19 protein-coding genes are annotated in these 20,028 nt (G+C 52.5%); 5 read left to right on the top strand and 14 right to left on the bottom strand.

Going from position 1 to position 20,028, the window contains the following annotated elements; all coding sequences use genetic code 11:
• Positions 1-86 precede the first annotated feature (86 nt).
• Together ghxP and soxR are read right to left on the bottom strand one after the other, a co-directional pair.
• Positions 87-1,436, bottom strand: a complete 1,350-nt coding sequence (gene ghxP, locus B9P82_RS20945) for a guanine/hypoxanthine transporter GhxP (protein WP_016155449.1) — start codon at positions 1,434-1,436, stop codon at positions 87-89.
• Between the two features lie 604 nt (positions 1,437-2,040).
• Positions 2,041-2,499, bottom strand: coding sequence for a redox-sensitive transcriptional activator SoxR (gene soxR, locus B9P82_RS20935; RefSeq protein ID WP_016155363.1), 459 nt, complete (start codon positions 2,497-2,499; stop codon positions 2,041-2,043).
• 86 nt (positions 2,500-2,585) lie between these two features.
• On the opposite strand from soxR, the gene soxS reads away from it, so the two are divergent.
• Positions 2,586-2,909: a superoxide response transcriptional regulator SoxS gene (gene soxS, locus B9P82_RS20930; RefSeq protein WP_016155362.1), complete on the top strand. Its 324-nt coding sequence runs from the start codon at positions 2,586-2,588 to the stop codon at positions 2,907-2,909.
• Positions 2,910-2,911: 2 nt separating this feature from the next.
• Here soxS and B9P82_RS20925 read toward each other — a convergent pair whose 3' ends face one another.
• Positions 2,912-4,498, bottom strand: coding sequence for an EAL domain-containing protein (locus tag B9P82_RS20925; protein WP_101700869.1), 1,587 nt, complete (start codon positions 4,496-4,498; stop codon positions 2,912-2,914).
• Positions 4,499-5,049: 551 nt separating this feature from the next.
• Between B9P82_RS20925 and B9P82_RS20920 the strand changes: the two genes are divergently transcribed.
• On the top strand, positions 5,050-5,331 hold the full coding sequence (locus B9P82_RS20920; protein ID WP_016155360.1) for a YjcB family protein: 282 nt from the start codon (positions 5,050-5,052) through the stop codon (positions 5,329-5,331).
• Between the two features lie 66 nt (positions 5,332-5,397).
• Here B9P82_RS20920 and ssb1 read toward each other — a convergent pair whose 3' ends face one another.
• Positions 5,398-5,925 (bottom strand): single-stranded DNA-binding protein SSB1, encoded by a 528-nt coding sequence (ssb1, locus tag B9P82_RS20915; RefSeq protein WP_016155359.1) that lies wholly within the window; start codon positions 5,923-5,925, stop codon positions 5,398-5,400.
• 251 nt (positions 5,926-6,176) lie between these two features.
• Here ssb1 and uvrA point away from each other — a divergent pair, with 251 nt between their 5' ends.
• Complete coding sequence (uvrA, locus tag B9P82_RS20905; RefSeq protein ID WP_016155358.1) at positions 6,177-8,999, top strand: excinuclease ABC subunit UvrA; 2,823 nt, start codon at positions 6,177-6,179, stop codon at positions 8,997-8,999.
• Positions 9,000-9,093: 94 nt separating this feature from the next.
• Here uvrA and B9P82_RS20900 read toward each other — a convergent pair whose 3' ends face one another.
• From B9P82_RS20900 to dnaB, 5 genes are all read right to left on the bottom strand, one after another.
• On the bottom strand, positions 9,094-9,450 hold the full coding sequence (locus B9P82_RS20900) for an MmcQ/YjbR family DNA-binding protein (RefSeq protein ID WP_016155357.1): 357 nt from the start codon (positions 9,448-9,450) through the stop codon (positions 9,094-9,096).
• A gap of 126 nt (positions 9,451-9,576) precedes the next feature.
• Positions 9,577-10,290 carry an acid phosphatase AphA gene (gene aphA, locus B9P82_RS20895; RefSeq protein ID WP_101700868.1) on the bottom strand — a complete coding sequence of 238 codons (714 nt, stop codon included), beginning with the start codon at positions 10,288-10,290 and terminating at the stop codon, positions 9,577-9,579.
• Positions 10,291-10,539: 249 nt separating this feature from the next.
• Entirely contained in the window at positions 10,540-11,733 is a 1,194-nt protein-coding gene (gene tyrB / locus B9P82_RS20890) for an aromatic amino acid transaminase (protein ID WP_101700867.1), read from the bottom strand.
• Between the two features lie 129 nt (positions 11,734-11,862).
• Positions 11,863-12,942, bottom strand: coding sequence for an alanine racemase (gene alr, locus B9P82_RS20885; protein ID WP_101700866.1), 1,080 nt, complete (start codon positions 12,940-12,942; stop codon positions 11,863-11,865).
• A gap of 47 nt (positions 12,943-12,989) precedes the next feature.
• Positions 12,990-14,405, bottom strand: a complete 1,416-nt coding sequence (gene dnaB, locus B9P82_RS20880; RefSeq protein ID WP_003826610.1) for a replicative DNA helicase — start codon at positions 14,403-14,405, stop codon at positions 12,990-12,992.
• Positions 14,406-14,469: 64 nt separating this feature from the next.
• On the opposite strand from dnaB, the gene B9P82_RS20875 reads away from it, so the two are divergent.
• Positions 14,470-15,453, top strand: a complete 984-nt coding sequence (locus B9P82_RS20875) for a quinone oxidoreductase (RefSeq protein ID WP_101700887.1) — start codon at positions 14,470-14,472, stop codon at positions 15,451-15,453.
• Positions 15,454-15,685: 232 nt separating this feature from the next.
• Here B9P82_RS20875 and pspG read toward each other — a convergent pair whose 3' ends face one another.
• The 3 genes from pspG to B9P82_RS20860 form a co-directional block, all read right to left on the bottom strand.
• Positions 15,686-15,928, bottom strand: coding sequence for an envelope stress response protein PspG (gene pspG / locus B9P82_RS20870; RefSeq protein ID WP_016155352.1), 243 nt, complete (start codon positions 15,926-15,928; stop codon positions 15,686-15,688).
• A gap of 133 nt (positions 15,929-16,061) precedes the next feature.
• Complete coding sequence (gene dusA, locus B9P82_RS20865) at positions 16,062-17,060, bottom strand: tRNA dihydrouridine(20/20a) synthase DusA (RefSeq protein WP_101700865.1); 999 nt, start codon at positions 17,058-17,060, stop codon at positions 16,062-16,064.
• Between the two features lie 107 nt (positions 17,061-17,167).
• Positions 17,168-17,656, bottom strand: a complete 489-nt coding sequence (locus B9P82_RS20860; protein ID WP_016155350.1) for a cupin domain-containing protein — start codon at positions 17,654-17,656, stop codon at positions 17,168-17,170.
• A gap of 115 nt (positions 17,657-17,771) precedes the next feature.
• Between B9P82_RS20860 and zur the strand changes: the two genes are divergently transcribed.
• Entirely contained in the window at positions 17,772-18,290 is a 519-nt protein-coding gene (gene zur / locus B9P82_RS20855) for a zinc uptake transcriptional repressor Zur (RefSeq protein WP_003031709.1), read from the top strand.
• Between the two features lie 48 nt (positions 18,291-18,338).
• Here the strand turns inward: zur and B9P82_RS20850 are convergent, their stop codons facing one another.
• Both B9P82_RS20850 and dinF read right to left on the bottom strand, forming a co-directional pair.
• Positions 18,339-18,548, bottom strand: coding sequence for a CsbD family protein (locus B9P82_RS20850; protein WP_019077869.1), 210 nt, complete (start codon positions 18,546-18,548; stop codon positions 18,339-18,341).
• A 135-nt stretch (positions 18,549-18,683) separates the two neighbouring features.
• Entirely contained in the window at positions 18,684-20,003 is a 1,320-nt protein-coding gene (dinF, locus tag B9P82_RS20845; protein WP_047357732.1) for an MATE family efflux transporter DinF, read from the bottom strand.
• Positions 20,004-20,028: the final 25 nt, after the last annotated feature.

Genomic DNA, 20,028 nt, shown 5'->3' with positions numbered 1-20,028 from the left:
AGTAACGCAAAAGACAACGAGAGTGTTGTGAAAATAAAAACGGGCGGCCAAAGCCACCCGTTTTCAGAATCTTCATCAAATGAGGATTAGATAGCCCAACCACCAGCGTAGAAGGCCACCAGCGCGATGGCGATGACCACTGTGCCGATGTTCAGTTTGCGCCATTCGCCAGAGACGATACGGCCAATCACCAGGGTAGCAAAGCCAATCATAATGCCGGTCACGATGTTACAGGTCAGCACGATAAATACGGCCGTTACCAGCCCCGCCATAGCGTCGACAAAGTCAGCAAAGTCGATTTTCGCTACGTTGCTCAACATCAACAGACCCACATACATCAGCGCAGGCGCCGTTGCATATACTGGTACAAGATAAGAGAGCGGAGAGAGGAACAGGATCAGCAGGAACAGTACGCCAACGGTGATCGCCGTCAGGCCAGTTTTGCCGCCTGCCGCCGTACCCGCTGCGGATTCAATATAAACCGCCGCCGGTGCAGCGCCCACCAGGCCAGAGAACACGCTGCTCAGGGAGTCGGTGGTCAGCGCTTTGCCGCCGTCAATAATCTGTCCGTCTTTATCCAGCAGATTCGCCTGTCCGGCTACCGCACGGATGGTTCCGGTCGCATCGAAGACAGCGGTCATGACCAGCGCCAGCACGCTCGGCAGTACGATCGGGTTTAGTGCGCCCATAATATCCAGGCTACCGATCAGCGAGTTGCCGTTTTCGTCGCTCAGAGAAGGCATGGCAAAAATACCGGAGAAATGTACGGCTGGGTCGAAAATCAGACCCACTACGGAAATACCGATAATAGTCAGCAGGATACCGCCCGGTACTTTCAGTTTTTCGAGGCCAATAATCACCGCCAGACCTACCAGCGACATAATCACCGGGAAGGTATCGAAATCGCCCAGCGCAACCGGCAGGCCGTCCAGTGGGTTTTTAATAACCAGACCCACGCCGTTTGCCGCAATCAGCAGCAGGAACAGGCCGATACCAATCCCCGTACCGTGCGCAACACCCTGCGGTAGATTGCGCAGGATCCAGCTACGAATACCGGTCGCGGAAATGATGGTAAACAGGACACCCATCAGGAACACCGCACCCAACGCAACAGGCACGCTGATATGTTGTCCCAGTACCAGGCTGAACGCGGTAAACGCCGTCAAAGAAATGGCGCAGCCAATCGCCAGCGGCAGGTTTGCCCACAGGCCCATCACAATAGAACCGACGCCCGCGACCAGACAGGTTGCCACAAATACAGCGGCAGGCGGGAATCCGGCTTTACCCAGCATCCCCGGAACCACGATAACGGAGTAGACCATGGCCAGGAACGTCGTTAATCCGGCAACGACTTCCTGACGAACGGTACTGCCGCGGAGCGAAATTTTAAACCAGGCGTCGAGTGAACCGCCGGTACGCGCTGAAGGCGTAGACATAGAAAACATCCCCTGAGAGTTTATTTTTTCGTCATTATGCGTGCTGGACAATCCACTGCCTGCTAAACGTTTTCTCCATGTGCCAGGTTTGCGTCAATAGGGGTGTCGCAAAAAAGCAAACGTTTAGCTCCGCGCATAAAAAACGGGTGGTAAAAAAAAGCAAACGATTATCCAGCGATCATACGCTGGTTTTCAACTGAACTTTGCCGCTTTTTACTCATTTCTTCTTATAACGCGCAATAAATAATCAGTCGATGCGCAAACGTTATCGTCAATGCGCAGTCTGGCAACAAAATTTGCGGAGTTATTACAACATCGGTGTGCCTTTTTCACGCAAACTTGCGCAAGAAAACCGGTGAAGATGCGGAAAATTTTTTGGCTAAAAAATCACCATTTCACTGGTAAATGGAGAGAGGTGGCTTACAATTACATTATCAACACAGACCGGAACCTCACCTAATGTGCTCGACTGAGGGGTGTTGATGTCGGGGGAAACCCTCCCGTGAACCAGCGGGATAGAGTGAAAGACAAAGACCGGAACCAAACTAAAGCGCCCTCTGTGGCGCTTTAGTTTTATATCCGTCAATCCATCAGATATTTCACATCAATCATCTTCCAGCAGACGCGCCCCGGTCCCCTTCTCGCCAAGCTGATCGCCTGGGTTACGCAACGGGCAATCGCTGCGCGACAAACAACCGCAACCAATACACCCATCTAGTTCATCGCGTAGCGCCACTAAAGTATGAATGCGTCGATCCAGCTCTTCACGCCATTGCGAAGAGAGCTGCTTCCACTCTTTAGCACTGAGCGAATGTCCTTCAGGTAATACGCCGAGCGCGTCACCGATCGTTGCCAACGGGATCCCGATGCGTTGAGCAATCTTGATAATCGCCACATAACGCAACACATCACGTCTGTATCGGCGCTGATTGCCGCTGTTGCGCATACTGCTGATTAACCCTTTGCTTTCATAGAAATGCAGGGTTGATACCGCCACGCCGCTACGCTTTGCGACTTCACCAGGCGTGAGCAGCGCTTTTATTCGGGGTAATTTCTTTTCCATAAATCGCTTTACCTCAAGTTAACTTGAGGAATTATACTCGCCCACAGACAAAACGACGAATCGAATACTGAAAAAGAGGCAGCCCTATGTCCCATCAGCAGATTATTCAGACCCTTATTGAATGGATTGACGACCATATCGATCAGCCGCTGAACATTGAGGCGGTGGCGAAAAAATCAGGTTACTCGAAGTGGTATTTACAGAGAATGTTCCGCACGGTGATGCGCCAGACGTTGGGTGACTATATCCGCCAGCGTCGACTCCTGCTGGCTGCTGTTGAACTGCGGACGACCGAGCGACCTATTTTCGATATCGCGATGGATCTTGGTTATGTATCACAACAAACCTTCTCACGCGTGTTTCGCCGCGAGTTTGATCGTACCCCTAGCGATTACCGCCACCGCCTGTAAGATTATTGCCCGCTCTGCGTCAGTATGGCGGGCGACCGTTGTATCCAGTGCATGAACTCCTGTGGCGGCAGCGCCTTCGCAAAATACCAGCCCTGACAATACTGTACGCCACGTTCGCGCAGCCACTCGATTTGCTCAACCGTCTCTACCCCTTCCGCAATCATCTTCAGGTGTAAGCTTTGCGCCATTTCGATGATATGTTCGGCAATCAGGTGACTGGTGCTGTTGGTGGACAACGTACTAATAAACGATTTGTCGATCTTCAGGATATCGATATTCAACGCGGATAAATTGTGTAGATTGGAATATCCCGTCCCAAAATCATCAAACGCCACTTCATAACCCGCCTGACGAAACGCCTGGATTACCGCGGTCATTTTATCTACATCAATAAACCCGCGTTCCGTCACCTCGACTTTAATTTGCTGGGCCGCCACAGAGTACTCACGGTTTTTGTCGGTAATCAGGGCAATAAGTCGGGATGAATGAAAGTCAGAAGCAGAGAGGTTTATCGAGATATAAAGCTGAGGATGCGCCGAAAGAAAATATCCTAAATCGTTGAATACCTCTTCAATCACGTAATCCGTGATCCGCTCAATCATTCCCTCTTTTTCAGCCAGCGGAATAAACTCGGTTGGGCTCATTACTTCACCATCACAGCCCGGCCAGCGCAGCAGAGCCTCAGCCCCTACGCACTGGCCGTTTTCGATATCAATGATCGGCTGGTAGTGCAGACACAGTTGACGTTTTTTGATTGCGCGTTTTAACAAGCGGCGGGGAGATAAGTATTCCTGACGCGTGCGCCACCACATTAACAGCATCAGGATGCTGCAGATAATCCCGAAAGGAATCGTTAACGCAGCCTCATGATAGAAAATCGAATGTATGCGTTTATCCGAGGTCGACACAATAATCGCAATCGGGCGTTTTTCTGAATGCACTTTGGTGTAAAAGCGATCGTCCAACTGGAAGGTTGAGGCTTCACCGTGCACCAACGGCAATAACTGCGCAATAGGCGCCCCTTCGCTGGCAGAGAAAAAAGTACCCGTTACCGTGTCATACACGCCCCAGGACAGGTCCGGGTCATCTGACATAACTTCGCTGTAAGATAATGGGTTGATGACGACAACGTAGTTTCCACGTTGCATATACGTCATTCTGTAGCCAGCGAAAAAGGGGGTATCGCGATAGTAATAGATGGAGATGTCCGGCGTACGTTTATAGTCGGCGGTCGGCATAATATAGGCGACTGGCGGCGCCATCGACGTAGAGCACAAAAAATGATCGCCCTGCGCATAAATTAGCTCGCTGATATATAAACGACCACGAATAATATCTAGCATATTTTTCTGATGTGCCGGGGTACACATCTTACCTTGATACAACAGGGCCATATCTCGCGCTAAATCGGCTTGTTGGATCACCAATTCAGTTTTATTTAACACCAGTTGCGCAAAAGAGCGAAGTTGATTACGGGTTTCGGACATTGCCCGGATTTGAGCAAACCATAACGCCAGCACCACGGGGAGCAATACCACCATGAATGTTCCGAGGAACTTCAGTATGTTGCGTCGCGCACTGTGATTCATGTCAGCCCTGTTTCCCTGTTTCGTATATGCCAGAACCCATTAAGGCAAGATGCTATAAACACCGACTGATTAAGTTGCATGAATCTATCAGTATTAGCAACAGACTTCTCTATGTAAAAGTCTGATAATAGTTGATGATGATATTATTTTTCCGTAAGGCAAACTTAAAGTTATGCTTATTTCATAACGTTATTATCCTCAAGGAGTAATTTTTTATAAGCACTATCTTGGCTTTATTTAAGAAATTCATTAGATTTTTTTAACGATGAATTTAGGATAAATAAAACAGGCAACAAAAATGCATCTTTAAGATTGATTATTTAGTATCGTTGCTTGCTTGAATATACCCACATATTTAACATGGTTATCGTCCTGCAAAAAATACGCCCAACACTGGTGAACAAACGAGCATATGTGATATAGTTCACAAAAATCATGTAACAGAAACGATGTTTCATTCATGTTATTGCCCGTCGATAGCCAGAGTACTACACCCTCGGTGAACACCCCCGCGCTGTCCTGGGCATCCAGACTTTCTGAGGACGTTTTTCATGGCAACGATAACAACTGGCGTGGTTCTTCTGCGGTGGCAATTACTCAGTGCAGTGCTGATGTTTTTAGCCAGTACGCTCAATATCCGTTTTCGTAAATCAGATTATATTGGCCTGGCCGTCATTAGCAGCGGTTTAGGGCTGGTTTTTGCCTGCTGGTTTGCGACCGGATTACTCGGCATAACCCTGGTGGATATGTCCGCAATCTGGAAGAACATTGAAACCGTAATGGTTGAAGTGATGAGCCATACACCGCCAGACTGGCCGATGGTGTTGAACTGATAACAGAATTGCATATGGCTACCCCAGTTCTGAGGTAGCCATAATTTTCAGCGAAAAGCAGAAGGATTAGAACGGAATATCGTCGTCGAAATCCATCGGCGGCTCATTAGACGGCGCTGCCGGAGCCGACTGCTGCTGCGGGCGAGACTGCGCGCCGCCGCTGAACTGATTGCCACCTTGCGGCTGCTGAGGCTGACCCCAACCACCCTGCTGCTGTCCGCCACCTGCCGGAGCACCACCACCCTGACGACCGCCCAGCATTTGCATGGTGCCGCCAACGTTAACCACAACTTCAGTGGTGTACTTTTCTACGCCGGATTGATCGGTCCATTTGCGGGTACGCAGCTGACCTTCGATATAGACCTGGGAACCTTTACGCAGATATTCGCTGGCAACTTCCGCCAGTTTGCCAAACAGCACCACACGGTGCCATTCAGTCTGCTCTTTCATTTCGCCGGTCGCTTTATCACGCCAGGATTCGGAAGTAGCCAGCGTAATGTTGGCAACTGCGCCACCATTCGGCATATAGCGTACTTCCGGGTCCTGGCCCAGATTACCGACGAGAATCACCTTGTTTACGCCTCTGCTGGCCATGATTGTGTCTCCTGAAAAACGTTACTGAATAAGTGTAAGCGCGGGATTGTAGCATTTCCAATAGCGCTTTTACTACGTTGCGAGATCGATTCCAGTAAACAACCCCAGACAGACATTGTTGCACAGGCATCTGCGTTTTGCATTCCAATACTGTATATCCATTCAGGTCAGGTTGTGTCATAATTAACCGTTTGTGATCGCCGGTAGCACCATGCAGCCAGGCAAAAAAGCGTTTAATCCGGGAAAGATGAATGGATAAGATCGAAGTTCGGGGCGCCCGCACCCATAATCTCAAAAACATCAACCTCGTCATCCCGCGCGACAAGCTGATTGTCGTCACCGGGCTTTCGGGCTCAGGCAAATCTTCGCTCGCTTTCGACACCTTGTATGCCGAAGGGCAGCGTCGTTACGTTGAATCCCTTTCCGCGTACGCGCGTCAGTTTCTGTCGCTGATGGAAAAGCCGGATGTCGACCACATTGAGGGGCTGTCTCCCGCCATCTCAATTGAACAAAAATCGACATCCCACAACCCGCGATCCACGGTAGGTACGATTACCGAAATTCACGACTATCTGCGTCTGCTGTTTGCCCGCGTTGGCGAACCGCGCTGCCCGGATCACGACGTTCCCCTGGCGGCCCAGACCGTTAGCCAGATGGTGGACAACGTTCTGTCGCAGCCGGAAGGCAAACGTCTGATGCTGCTGGCGCCGGTGATTAAGGAGCGTAAAGGCGAGCATACTAAAACGCTGGAAAACCTGGCAGGCCAGGGCTATATCCGCGCCCGTATCGACGGTGAAGTGTGCGACCTTTCCGATCCGCCCAAGCTTGAACTGCAAAAGAAACACACTATTGAAGTGGTGATTGACCGCTTTAAAGTACGCGACGATCTCACCCAGCGACTGGCTGAATCCTTTGAAACCGCGCTGGAACTGTCCGGTGGTACGGCGGTGGTCGCCGATATGGACGATCCGAAAGCGGAAGAGTTGCTGTTCTCCGCCAACTTCGCCTGTCCGATCTGCGGCTACAGCATGCGCGAGCTGGAACCACGTCTGTTCTCGTTCAATAACCCAGCGGGTGCATGCCCGACCTGTGACGGTCTCGGCGTGCAGCAGTATTTCGATCCTGACCGGGTGATCCAAAATCCGGAACTGTCGCTGGCCGGTGGTGCTATCCGCGGCTGGGATCGCCGTAACTTCTATTACTTCCAGATGCTTAAGTCACTGGCGGAACACTATAAATTCGACGTCGAAGCCCCATGGGCCAGCCTGAACCCTGCCGTGCATAAAGTGGTGCTGTACGGTTCCGGCAAAGAGAATATCGAATTTAAATACATGAACGATCGCGGCGATACGTCCGTACGCCGCCATCCGTTCGAAGGCGTATTGCACAATATGGAGCGCCGTTATAAAGAGACGGAATCCAGCGCGGTACGTGAAGAATTAGCCAAGTTCATTAGCAACCGACCGTGCGCCAGCTGTGAGGGGACGCGTTTACGCCGGGAAGCCCGCCACGTATTTGTCGAAAATACGCCGCTGCCCGCGATTTCCGACATGAGCATCGGTCACGCCATGGATTTCTTCAACAACCTGAAGCTTGCGGGTCAGCGAGCGAAGATTGCAGAGAAAATTCTCAAAGAGATTGGCGATCGTCTGAAGTTCCTGGTCAACGTCGGCCTCAACTATCTGACGCTGTCGCGTTCAGCAGAAACGCTCTCCGGCGGCGAAGCCCAGCGTATTCGTCTGGCAAGCCAGATCGGCGCAGGTCTGGTCGGCGTAATGTACGTGCTGGATGAACCGTCTATCGGTCTGCATCAGCGCGATAACGAGCGTCTGTTGGGTACGCTTATCCACCTGCGTAATCTGGGCAATACCGTCATTGTGGTTGAGCACGATGAAGATGCGATTCGCGCCGCTGACCACGTTATCGACATCGGCCCCGGCGCGGGCGTTCACGGCGGCCAGGTGGTTGCCGAAGGTACGCTAAAAGATATCATGGCCGTGCCTGAGTCGCTGACCGGCCAGTACATGAGCGGTAAGCGCAAGATTGAAGTGCCGAAACAGCGCGTGGCGGCAGACCCGGAAAAAGTGTTGAAGCTGACCGGCGCGCGCGGTAACAACCTGAAAGATGTCACCCTGACGCTGCCGGTTGGTTTATTTACCTGCATTACCGGTGTTTCCGGTTCGGGTAAATCGACGCTAATTAACGACACGCTGTTCCCGATTGCGCAGACGGCGCTGAACGGCGCCACGCTGGCTGAACCCGCGCCATATCGTGATGTTCAGGGTCTGGAACATTTCGACAAAGTGATCGACATTGACCAAAGCCCGATTGGCCGTACGCCGCGCTCTAACCCGGCAACCTACACCGGCGTGTTTACGCCAGTGCGCGAATTGTTTGCCGGTGTGCCGGAGTCGCGTGCGCGCGGTTATACTCCGGGTCGTTTCAGCTTTAACGTCCGCGGCGGACGCTGTGAAGCCTGTCAGGGCGACGGCGTGATCAAAGTCGAAATGCACTTCTTACCGGATATCTACGTGCCGTGCGATCAGTGTAAAGGCAAGCGCTATAACCGTGAAACACTGGAGATTAAGTATAAGGGCAAGACTATCCACGAGGTGCTGGATATGACGATTGAAGAAGCGCGTGAGTTCTTCGATGCCGTTCCGGCGCTGGCACGTAAGCTGCAAACGCTGATGGACGTGGGTCTGACGTACATCCGACTGGGTCAGTCCGCCACCACGCTCTCGGGCGGTGAAGCGCAGCGCGTAAAGCTGGCGCGTGAACTGTCCAAACGCGGTACCGGTCAAACGCTGTATATTCTCGATGAACCGACCACCGGTCTGCATTTTGCGGATATTCAGCAACTGCTGGACGTGCTGCATCAGCTCCGGGATCAGGGCAACACCATCGTAGTGATTGAGCACAATCTGGACGTGATAAAAACCGCTGACTGGATTGTCGATCTCGGTCCGGAAGGCGGCAGCGGCGGCGGGGAAATTCTGGTTTCAGGCACACCAGAAACGGTCGCTGAGTGTGAAGCCTCACACACGGCCCGTTTCCTCAAACCACTGTTGTAATCATGCCGATGGCGCTACGCTTATCAGGCCTACAAAATATGCATAATTGCTTGTAGGCCGGATAAGGCGCTGGCGCCTCATTGCGGAAAACAGATCAGGACTGCGCCAGTATCCGGCGTTTATCTTCCGGCAGCGTGTTTACGGCCTGCTGATAAGAGGCGTCTACCAGGTAGTAGATTTGCGAATCCGGCAGCGAGCCGTCCAGATACACCGTACTCCAGTGCGCCTTATTGAGATGCCGGCTTGGCCGTACATCGCTATGCTGCTGACGTAACAACTCTGCCAGTTCCGGGCTGGTTTTCAGTGACACCGCCGGGCGTTCTTCCACCTCTTTTACCATGGCAAAAAGCACATCTTCGACTTTGATTTGTGTGGCCTTCCAGTCACTGTGTACGCTCTGCTCGGCGCCCATTTTTGCCATGCAGTATTGCAGCAACTCCGAATTCGTCATCTTAATTCCCCTTACCAGCATATTGCCTAATGAGAACATCTTTTATTCAGTGTGCAGCAAGTCCGCAAAAGGTAAAAGCAGGTAACGCAAATTTGTTTAAAAAACCAACAATCGCAAGCAACGTCCTCAATACTCCGAGTTGACGATCACCTCTTCACCAAACGCGCCGGCCTGTGGCAACGGTTTATAAGTGGAGTTAGAAGCGCGTAAAATACGAATACCGCGAATACCCACATCTCGGGCGGCGGTAATGTCATTATCAGAGTCGCCGTAGAACATGCGGATATTTTTATCCTGCAGCCACTGCGTTTTCGTATTCTGACCCGGCTTATCACCGGCAAAAATTACCGGGTTCATATTGCCGGCCGGGATGTGAAAGTTATCGGACAGCGTTTTCGACACCGTTTCGGTCTTCGTCTGGCTACGCCCGGTTACGAAAAAGATGCTGTCGCCGCGACGCACGTGCATATCAATCAACTGACGCGCCACTTCTTTCGGAATGCTGAATTCGTCCCAGCCATTGTTCATTTTTTCCCAGAAGGCCGGATTTTTCAGGTAATCCTCACTGTCCGGAGAATACGTTTTTTTTCCGCGCCAGAAGCCTGGGCTGGAAAAGAGGACGGTGTCATCGATATCAAACCCGACGGCCATCGGCGGGCGTCCGGTCAGGCTGTTTTCAATTTGTGCCACGGAGACCCAGTGAATGGGTGCCTGCTCAGCGAGTTTTGCAACGTTGGTGCCTGGAGTAAGCTGAGAGGGAGAGGAAACTAACGCCTGGGCCGGCTGATTTAGCGTGAACAATAAACAAACGGCACTCAGTGCCAACGTAAACTTGCGCATATTTTTCCCTAAGTAGTCAGTTAGTTATCATTTTTTTATTAACAACTGGTCAAAAAACTATCTGACCTTACCCCTTAGGAGGAGGGAAAGGAAGGATTTTCTCTGGTTTTGTCCTGGAAAAAGAGCATGATCACATTGGAAAACAGGCCAATAGCACGCTGAAAGAAAGTAGGCCGGATAAGGTGATTACACCGCCATCCGGCAATACAATGCCTGATGGCGCGACGCTTATCAGGCCTAAAAACCCGGTTACATGACAGCGGCAAATGCCTTCGCCACCCGCTGCACGTTACCGTGATTCAACCCGGCCACGCACATACGACCGCTGGCTATCAGGTACACACCGAACTCATCGCGCAGGCGATCGACCTGAGCAGCGCTGAGCCCGGTATAGCTGAACATCCCGCGCTGTTGCAGCAGGTAATCAAAGTTACGACCAGGGATCTCCGCATTCAATACGTTAACCAGCGCCTGGCGCATCGCCAGAATACGGGTACGCATCTCTTCGACTTCCGCCAGCCAGTTGGCTTTCAGCGCGTCATCACCCAACACCGCGGCCACGACCTGCGCACCAAAGTTTGGCGGGCTGGAATAGTTACGACGCACCGTCGCTTTTAGCTGCCCCAGAACGCGGCTGGCGGCATCAGCGTCTTCACAGACCACTGAAAGTCCGCCGACACGTTCGCCGTACAAAGAGAAAATCTTCGAGAATGAGTTGCTGACCAGTGCAGGCAATCCGGCGCTGGCAATGGCGCGGATCGCATAGGCATCGTCTTCCATTCCGCCGCCGAAACCCTGGTAAGCAATATCCAGGAACGGGATCAGATCGCGAGCTTTCAGGATCTCAATGACACCATCCCACTGCGCGGGGGTTAAATCCGCACCCGTCGGGTTATGGCAGCACGGATGCAGCAGTACGATGCTGCGCGCCGGTAAGGTGTTCAGCGTGGCCAGCAGGTCGTTGAAACGCACGCCATTGGTGGTGTTGTCATACCAGGGGTAAGTACTTACTTCGAATCCAGCACCTTCAAAAATCGCGATGTGGTTTTCCCAGGTCGGATCGCTGACCCACACGCCAGAATCAGGGAAATAGCGTTTCAGGAAGTCTGCGCCAACCTTTAGCGCACCGGAGCCGCCCAGCGTCTGAATCGTTGCGACGCGCTGCTGCTGGAGAACCGGATGATCTGCGCCAAACAACAGCGGCGCAATAGTATGGCGATAAGTGTTCAGGCCTTCCATCGGCAGATACAGCGAAGCGCCATGCGGTTTGGCATTCAGTCGGGCTTCCGCTTCTGCCACCGCTTTAAGCTGAGGAATAATGCCGTCTTCGTTGTAGTACAGACCGATGCTGAGGTTCACTTTGTCGCTACGTGAATCTTCTTTGAAACGCTCCATGAGCGATAAAATCGGGTCGCCGGCGTAGGCGTCAACTTTTTGAAACACGTGTGGTTCTCCAGGTTTACAGGCAGGGGTTAAGAACACAATAAACCGGAAGCGGGAGAAGATCGAGAGGATGTTGAGAGGAATATTGCCGGATGGCGGCGTAACCGCCTTATCCGGCACATCATGAACTTAATCGATGTACTTCATTGCCACCCTTGAGGTCAGGCGCGTGATAAGTTCGTAAGCACTTACTTTCGTCATTTCAGCAATGCGTTCAACGGGCAGGCCTTCACCCCACAGGATAACCGAATCGCCGGCTTTATCCTGCGCCTCGGGACCTAAATCGACGCAAATCATATCCATCGCGACGCGACCGACGATCGGCACTTCACGGCCATTGACCAGTACCGGTGTCCCAGACGGCGCTGCGCGCGGATAACCATCGCCATAGCCCATCGCCACCACGCCCAGACGCGTGTCGCGCTCGCTCAGCCAGGTTCCACCATAGCCAACCGGCTCGCCCGCTTTGTGTTCACGCACCGCAATCAGGCTGGAAGTGAGCGACATCACCGGCTGGCAGCCAAAATCGGCACCGATAGAGTGGTTTTCCAACGGCGATACGCCATACAGAATCAGCCCCGGACGCGCCCAGTCGAAGTGAGACTGCGGCCACAGCAGAATACCTCCCGACGCGGCGATCGAACGCTGACCCGGTTTACCTGCGCAAAAGCTATTGAAGATATCGAGCTGCTTTTCGGTCGCACCGCACTCAGGCTCGTCCGCGCGCGCAAAGTGGCTGACGATATTGACCGGCTGGCGCACGTTTTCACATTGCGTCAAGCGCTGATAAAACGCCTCGGCCTGCTCCGGACGCACGCCCAAGCGGTGCATTCCCGTGTCGAGCTTCATCCAGACGGTGACCGGTTCAGCCAGTACCGCGGCTTCCAGAGCTTCAAGCTGCTCCTGGTTGTGGACGGAAGTATGCAGACGCTGCGCGGAGATAGTCGGCAGATCGGAAGCATCAAAAAATCCTTCCAGCAGCAGGATGGGCTGCGTGATCCCTCCCGCTCGCAACCGCAGGGCTTCTTCAAGACGAGCGACACCAAAAGCGTCCGCATCGGGGAGCGTTCGCGCGGTCTCTAACAGACCATGGCCGTAAGCGTTCGCTTTCACGACCGCAACCAGTTTACTGGCTGGAGCCAGTTCACGCAGACGTTGCAGGTTGTGTCGCAGAGCGCGGCGGTTAATGACTACAGTTGCCGCTTGCATTTGTATTCCTTGATAAGTATTTGCTTGAGTAACCTGATTCAGTGTTGTTATTCGTCGTCGTACTGCGGGCCAGCATAGTTATCGAAGCGCGACCACTGACCGTTAAACGTCAGGCGCACCGTACCGATCGGGCCGTTACGCTGTTTACCGATAATGATCTCGGCGATGCCTTTCAAGTCGCTGTTTTCGTGATAAACCTCATCACGATAGATAAACATGATTAAGTCGGCATCCTGCTCGATGGAGCCGGACTCACGCAGATCCGAGTTGACCGGACGCTTATCGGCGCGTTGTTCCAGAGAGCGGTTAAGCTGCGACAGCGCCACCACCGGCACATGCAGTTCTTTCGCTAACGCTTTCAGCGAGCGGGAAATTTCAGCAATTTCCAGCGTACGGTTGTCGGAGAGCGACGGCACGCGCATCAGCTGCAGGTAGTCGATCATGATAAGTCCGATACCACCGTGTTCGCGGGCGATACGACGGGCACGTGAGCGCACTTCCGTTGGCGTCAGGCCGGAGGAGTCATCAATATAGATGTTTCGTTTCTCCAGCAAAATACCCATTGTTCCGGAAATTCGCGCCCAGTCTTCATCATCCAGTTGACCGGTACGGATTTTGGTTTGGTCTACACGTGAGAGTGAGGCCAGGGAACGCATCATGATCTGTTCTGAGGGCATTTCAAGACTAAAGATAAGAACCGGCTTATCTTGCAACATCGCCGCATTTTCGACGAGGTTCATTGCAAATGTCGTTTTACCCATCGACGGACGCGCGGCGACGATAATTAAGTCTGACGGCTGCAAACCAGCAGTCTTTTTATTGAGGTCGTCATAACCGGTGTTGACCCCGGTGACACCATCGTGTGGCTGCTGGAACAACTGTTCGATACGCGCGACGGTAGCGTCGAGCACATCGGTAATATTTTTCGGACCTTCGTCTTTGTTGGCGCGGCTTTCAGCAATTTTAAAGACGCGGGATTCCGCAAGGTCCAGCAGATCTTCACTGGAACGGCCTTGCGGATCAAACCCGGCTTCCGCGATCTCGTTCGCCACCGAAATCATGTCACGAACAACGGCACGTTCGCGGACAATATCCGCATAGGCACTAATGTTCGCCGCACTTGGCGTATTTTTAGACAACTCAGCCAGGTAAGCAAAACCGCCGACGCTGTCCAGTTGCCCCTGAACTTCCAGCGATTCTGCAAGCGTGATCAGATCGATGGGTTTTCCCATCTCCTGCAGGCGATGCATTTCAGTGAAGATGTGCCGGTGCGGTCGGGTATAAAAATCTTCCGCCACCACACGCTCGGCCACATCGTCCCAGCGTTCGTTATCCAGCATTAAACCGCCCAACACCGACTGTTCCGCTTCAATCGAGTGCGGCGGTACTTTCAGCCCGGCGACCTGGGGATCGCGCTCACGAGCATCAGTCTGTTGTTTGTTGAAGGGTTTATTTCCTGCCATAGTGAATGGAGTTACCGAGATAATGATTGGGTCGAAAGATTACCACATTTCTTTTGGAGGAAGCATGGCAACACGTATTGAATTTCACAAGCATGGTGGCCCTGATGTACTCAAGGCTGTGGAGTTTACGCCCGTAGACCCGGCAGAAAATGAAATCCAGGTCGAGAACAAAGCGATTGGGATCAACTATATCGACACCTATATCCGCAGTGGTCTTTATCCGCCGCCTTCTCTGCCCAGCGGTCTGGGTACCGAAGCCGCAGGCGTGGTCAGTAAAGTCGGTAGCAAAGTGACGCACATTAAAGCCGGCGATCGCGTGGTTTACGCTCAGTCTCCCCTGGGCGCCTACAGCTCAGTGCATAACGTCCCGGCGGATAAAACCGCTATTTTGCCCAACGCTATCTCGTTTGAACAAGCTGCCGCCTCATTTCTTAAAGGGCTCACCGTTTTTTATCTGTTGCGTAAGACCTATGAAATTCAGCCCGATGAACCATTTTTGTTCCATGCGGCAGCAGGCGGCGTCGGTATGATTTCCTGCCAGTGGGCAAAAGCATTGGGTGCGAAGCTGATTGGCACCGTCGGTAATGCGCAAAAAGCGCAAATTGCGCTGCAGGCCGGCGCATGGCAGGTCATTAACTATCGTGAAGAGAGCATTGTAGAACGTGTAAAAGAGATCACTGGCGGTAAAAAAGTGCGGGTGGTGTATGACTCGGTGGGGAAAGATACCTGGGAAGCCTCACTGGATTGCCTGCAGCGCCGGGGGCTCATGGTCAGCTTTGGTAATGCTTCCGGACCGGTGACTGGCGTTAACTTAGGCATTCTGAATCAGAAAGGTTCGCTGTACGTGACTCGCCCTTCACTCCAGGGTTACATCACCAACCACCATGAATTAACCGAAGCCAGCAATGAGCTTTTCTCGCTGATTGCCAGCGGAGTGATCAAAGTGGATGTCGCACCGGGCCAGACGTTCGCACTGCACGACGCGCAGCGTGCTCATGAAGTGCTGGAAAGCCGGGCCACACAGGGGTCGAGTTTGTTGATCCCGTAACGCCCTCATTTCCGCTAAATAATTCAAGCCGCCAACAAACCTGCGGTTTGAATTATGAAGGGGGAAGAAAGAATTAGGGCTTCCCGTAGGAAGCCCTTTCTTTTTTTAGTTCGGCTGTATGTAGGGTACAGCTCGATGAATTCGTTAACCTGGCAATAGTGACAGATTTGATAATCAATTCCTATTTGCTTCTAAAGGCAATGTTGCAGGTTGTGACACACCGCTCAATACCTTAGTAAAATCGGCGGTTATTGCGCTGATACTGTGGGACTTTTGGCGCTTTTATCGCCTTGATAACCCACACCACGGCAACGGCCAATAACAGCCAGGGCAACAGTTTAATCATCAACGCAAATAGTCCGCCCAAAAACATCACCACAGTGGCTACCACCAATGCGGCCAGCACTCCCAGCAAAGATACGCCGGTGACCATCAGCATGATAAAAAATCCAATCACAAAAAGTAGTTCCAGCATGGCTCTCTCCCGAAATGAAATACTCTCCACAGCTTTACAAGAAACATGCCAAAATTAATATATTGATTTATAAAGCAAACGCCCCACGACGAAGCGCAGGGCGTGGTGAAATTCACTAACTTTTGGCGAAAACTTAACGTTTGTTTGCCACCAGCTTCAGCGCATGTTCCAGAACCTCAATATCTGCCCCGGCTTTATGCGCATTTTCGCTCAGATAGCGACGCCACTGCCGTGCCCCAGGAATCCCCTGAAACAGTCCCAGCATATGGCGCGTGACATGCCCCAAATAGGTTCCTTTACTCAGTTCACGCTCAATATACGGATACATCGCACGCACTACGGCGACCGGATCGGCATCTTCGCTGGTGACAGCAAAAATCTCGCGGTCAACGGACGCCAGAATGCCTGGGTTTTGATAAGCTTCGCGCCCCACCATCACGCCATCCATATGTTGCAGATGGATTTTCGCTTCTTCCAACGATTTTATGCCACCGTTGATCGACATCGTCAGATGCGGAAAATCGCGCTTTAGCTGATAAACACGGTCATAATCCAGCGGTGGGATTTCGCGGTTTTCTTTCGGGCTTAGCCCGGACAGCCAGGCCTTACGGGCGTGGATGATAAACATCTCACATTCACCATTACCGGAGACCGTGTTGATGAAATCGCACAGGAATTCGTAGCTGTCCTGGTCATCAATACCGATACGGGTTTTCACCGTTACCGGAATCGATACCACATCGCGCATCGCTTTGACGCAATCAGCGACTAGTTGCGCATTTCCCATCAGACAGGCACCAAACATTCCATTCTGTACACGGTCGGAAGGGCAACCCACGTTGAGGTTAATTTCGTCATAGCCCCGTTGTTCAGCAAGCTTTGCGCACTGTGCCAGCGCAGCCGGATCGCTCCCGCCCAGTTGCAAAGCGATCGGATGCTCTTCTTCGCTATACGCCAGATAATCGCCTTTACCATGAATGATCGCGCCGGTGGTTACCATCTCCGTGTAGAGCAGCGTCTGGCTGGACAGTAAGCGCAAAAAGTAGCGGCAATGTCTGTCCGTCCAGTCGAGCATCGGCGCGATAGAAAAACGATGAGCGGGAAAAGCGGTAGACTGAGATTCAGGCAGCATGGCGAATATTCAAGCATCCGGTTAAAAAAGGGGCGCTACTATAGCATAGACCGTTACGATAGTGAGCCACATCCTCGCAGTTCCCCCTCCCTGCTCCCCGACAAGCGCTATTTACGCCCCGGTTTTCCGTCGTGAGATCCAAAAAACTGCGGCGGATGGTCGACCCAACGGTCCTCACGCGTGGCGGCATAAACCGGATTAAGCGGATAATAAATACGATTGTATTTTTTGTTCGCCTCACCCACGACCAGCAGACGTACCTCTTCACTGGTGTTATTGATAAAGGTGTGACACACGCCGGTGCCCGCCGGGAAACCGACGCTGTCGCCCGGTTCCAGCTTCCATAAATAACCGTTAATCCAGGCCTCAGGATATCCTTCCAGCACATAGATAAACTCTTCCTCATCGCTTTCAGCGTGCGGATACGAGGTGCGTCGGCCCGGCGGCAGGCGCTCATGATGAATGCCGAGTCGCCCTAACCCCAGCTTGCGGGCAAGCGGCGCACCTATGGAAAACAGCTCATCGCTGTCGGGATAGGTGGAGTCATCAGCCCCCTCAACTTCACGCCAGTGACGAATACAATCGGGTCTTTTCATGATTATTTTCCAGTATTGCGATGGGTCAGGTATAGCACACCGTGGTGGATCTCGGTGTTTTAAACAGAACATGTTAAAGTAAGGGATTAACCTTGCACGCAAATCGAGGCGCCAAATGGACAAAACCACCACGCAGGAGTTATTGGCTCAAGCTGAAAAACTCTGTGCGCAACGCAACGTACGCCTTACGCCACAACGCCTCGAAGTGCTGCGCCTGATGAGCCTGCAGGAAGGCGCAATCAGCGCTTACGACCTACTTGACCTGTTGCGGGAAACCGAGCCGCAGGCCAAGCCGCCGACCGTGTATCGTGCGCTCGATTTTCTGCTGGAACAAGGGTTTGTGCACAAGGTGGAATCCACCAACAGCTATGTGCTTTGCCATCTGTTCGATCAGCCAACTCACAGTTCCGCAATGTTCATTTGCGATCGCTGTGGTGTGGTAAAAGAAGAGTGCGCGGAAGGCGTGGAAGACATCATGCATACGCTGGCAGCAAAAATGGGCTTTGCCCTGCGACATAACGTTATTGAAGCCCACGGACTATGCCCGGCCTGTGTGGAGGTTGAGTCATGTCGTCACCCTGGCGAATGCCAGCATGACCATACGATTCAGGTGAAGAAGAAAGTTGGGCGTTAAGCGGGTGGGAGAGCGTACATCCTTGTACTCTCAGGAGGGAAGGGTTAATTACCAGCGGTAATCATTACGTTTTTCCCAATCGGTCACTTCTTTCTCCGCCTGATCTTTCGCGTAACCGTAACGCTCCTGGACTTTACCGACCAGTTGGTCACGTTTACCTTCAATGACCGTCATATCATCATCGGTCAGTTTGCCCCATTGCTCTTTCACTTTACCTTTAAACTGCTTCCAGTTACCGCCGACTTCGTCTTTATTCATCATCAAGTCCTCATCGTTAGGTTGTGAATAGCGAGAGTGCCATGTCCAGACACATGCTGTTTTTGCTGGACGTGAGAATAAGTGTAGTCAGGGATTCTGGGTTTTATTTACTATTCGGAATTTTTAACCATCCGCTCAGGCAAACCAGGTTCCATTACGCCAGTGACGCCGCCAGATAAAGGCCAGGGAAAGCCCACGCAGCGCGAGAAAAACGGTTAACGCCAGCCACAAACCATGATTTCCCAGCAACGGTAAAGCCAGTAGCGTTAATGCGAACCCTGCTGCGGCAACGGCCATACTGTTGCGCATTTCTGCAGCCCGTGTCGCTCCAATAAACATACCGTCGAGCAGATAACACCATACCCCCACCAGCGGCAAAACAACCTGCCAAAAAAGATAGCGATCGGCCAACAGTTGGATTTGCGGCAGCGAGGTCAGCAGCGCAACAATCTGCTCGCCAAACAGGGCATAAACCAGCGAAAACAGAATAGCCACAATACCGGACTGTCGACAGGCCGCCCGCCAGACATCAAGCAACTGGCTGCCATCCCTCGCCCCATAGGCCTGACCCGAATGCGCTTCCACGGCATAGGCAAATCCATCCAGCGCGTAGGCGGTAAACGTCAGCAGAGTCATCAGAACGGCGTTAACCGCGATGATGTCGCCTCCCAAACGCGCGCCCAGAACCGTAATGGCCCCAAAGCAGAGCTGTAAAAGCAGCGAACGCAGCATGATGTCGCGGTTGAGCGCCAGCAAACGACGGAAGTTACCACGCCACGCCAGCTTCAACATTGCCAGCGAAATTCCACGCATATGCAGGACTTTGCGTACCATCATCAGGCCAATCAGCAGCGTGGCATATTCGGCAATCACCGTCGCTAACGCCGCCCCCTGCACGTTCATATGCAGGCCCATTACCAGCCATAAATCGAGCACAATGTTGAGAATATTGCCGACAATCAACAGGATAACTGGCGCGCGCGCATACTGAACGCCAAGCAACCAGCCGAGCAGCACCAGATTCGCCAGCGACGCAGGTGCGCTTAACCAGCGGATTTCCAGGAAACGTCGGGCCTGCTCCAGTACCGCCTCACTTCCGCCGACAATATGCAGAGCCAGCTCGATAATCGGCGTCCGAAACAGTGCGATAAGCAGCCCCGCGCCCAGCGCCAGCAATAGCGGCTGCACCAACGCGCGCGCCAGCGCCTGCGGATTTTTTGCGCCAAATGCCTGCGCGGTAAGGCCGGTGGTACTCATGCGCAAAAAAAGTAGCAGCATAAAGAGAAAGCTGGTCGCCGTGGCGCCAACAGCAACGCCGCCAAGATAGACCGGACTATCCAGATGACCAATCACCGCGGTATCCACCAGTCCCAACAGGGGAACGGTGATATTGGAGAAGATCATCGGTAAGGCGAGGTGCCAGAGTGCTTTATCAGAAGAGGTAAAGAAAGGCATACAGGAGAGCCTGAGAAGAAGTTAG

The organism is Citrobacter sp. L55, from assembly GCF_002850715.1.
In the GTDB taxonomy this organism is placed as follows: domain Bacteria; phylum Pseudomonadota; class Gammaproteobacteria; order Enterobacterales; family Enterobacteriaceae; genus Citrobacter; species Citrobacter braakii.
Note: the sequence above shows the minus strand (reverse complement) of the source record. Positions and strands in the feature narration are given on the sequence as shown.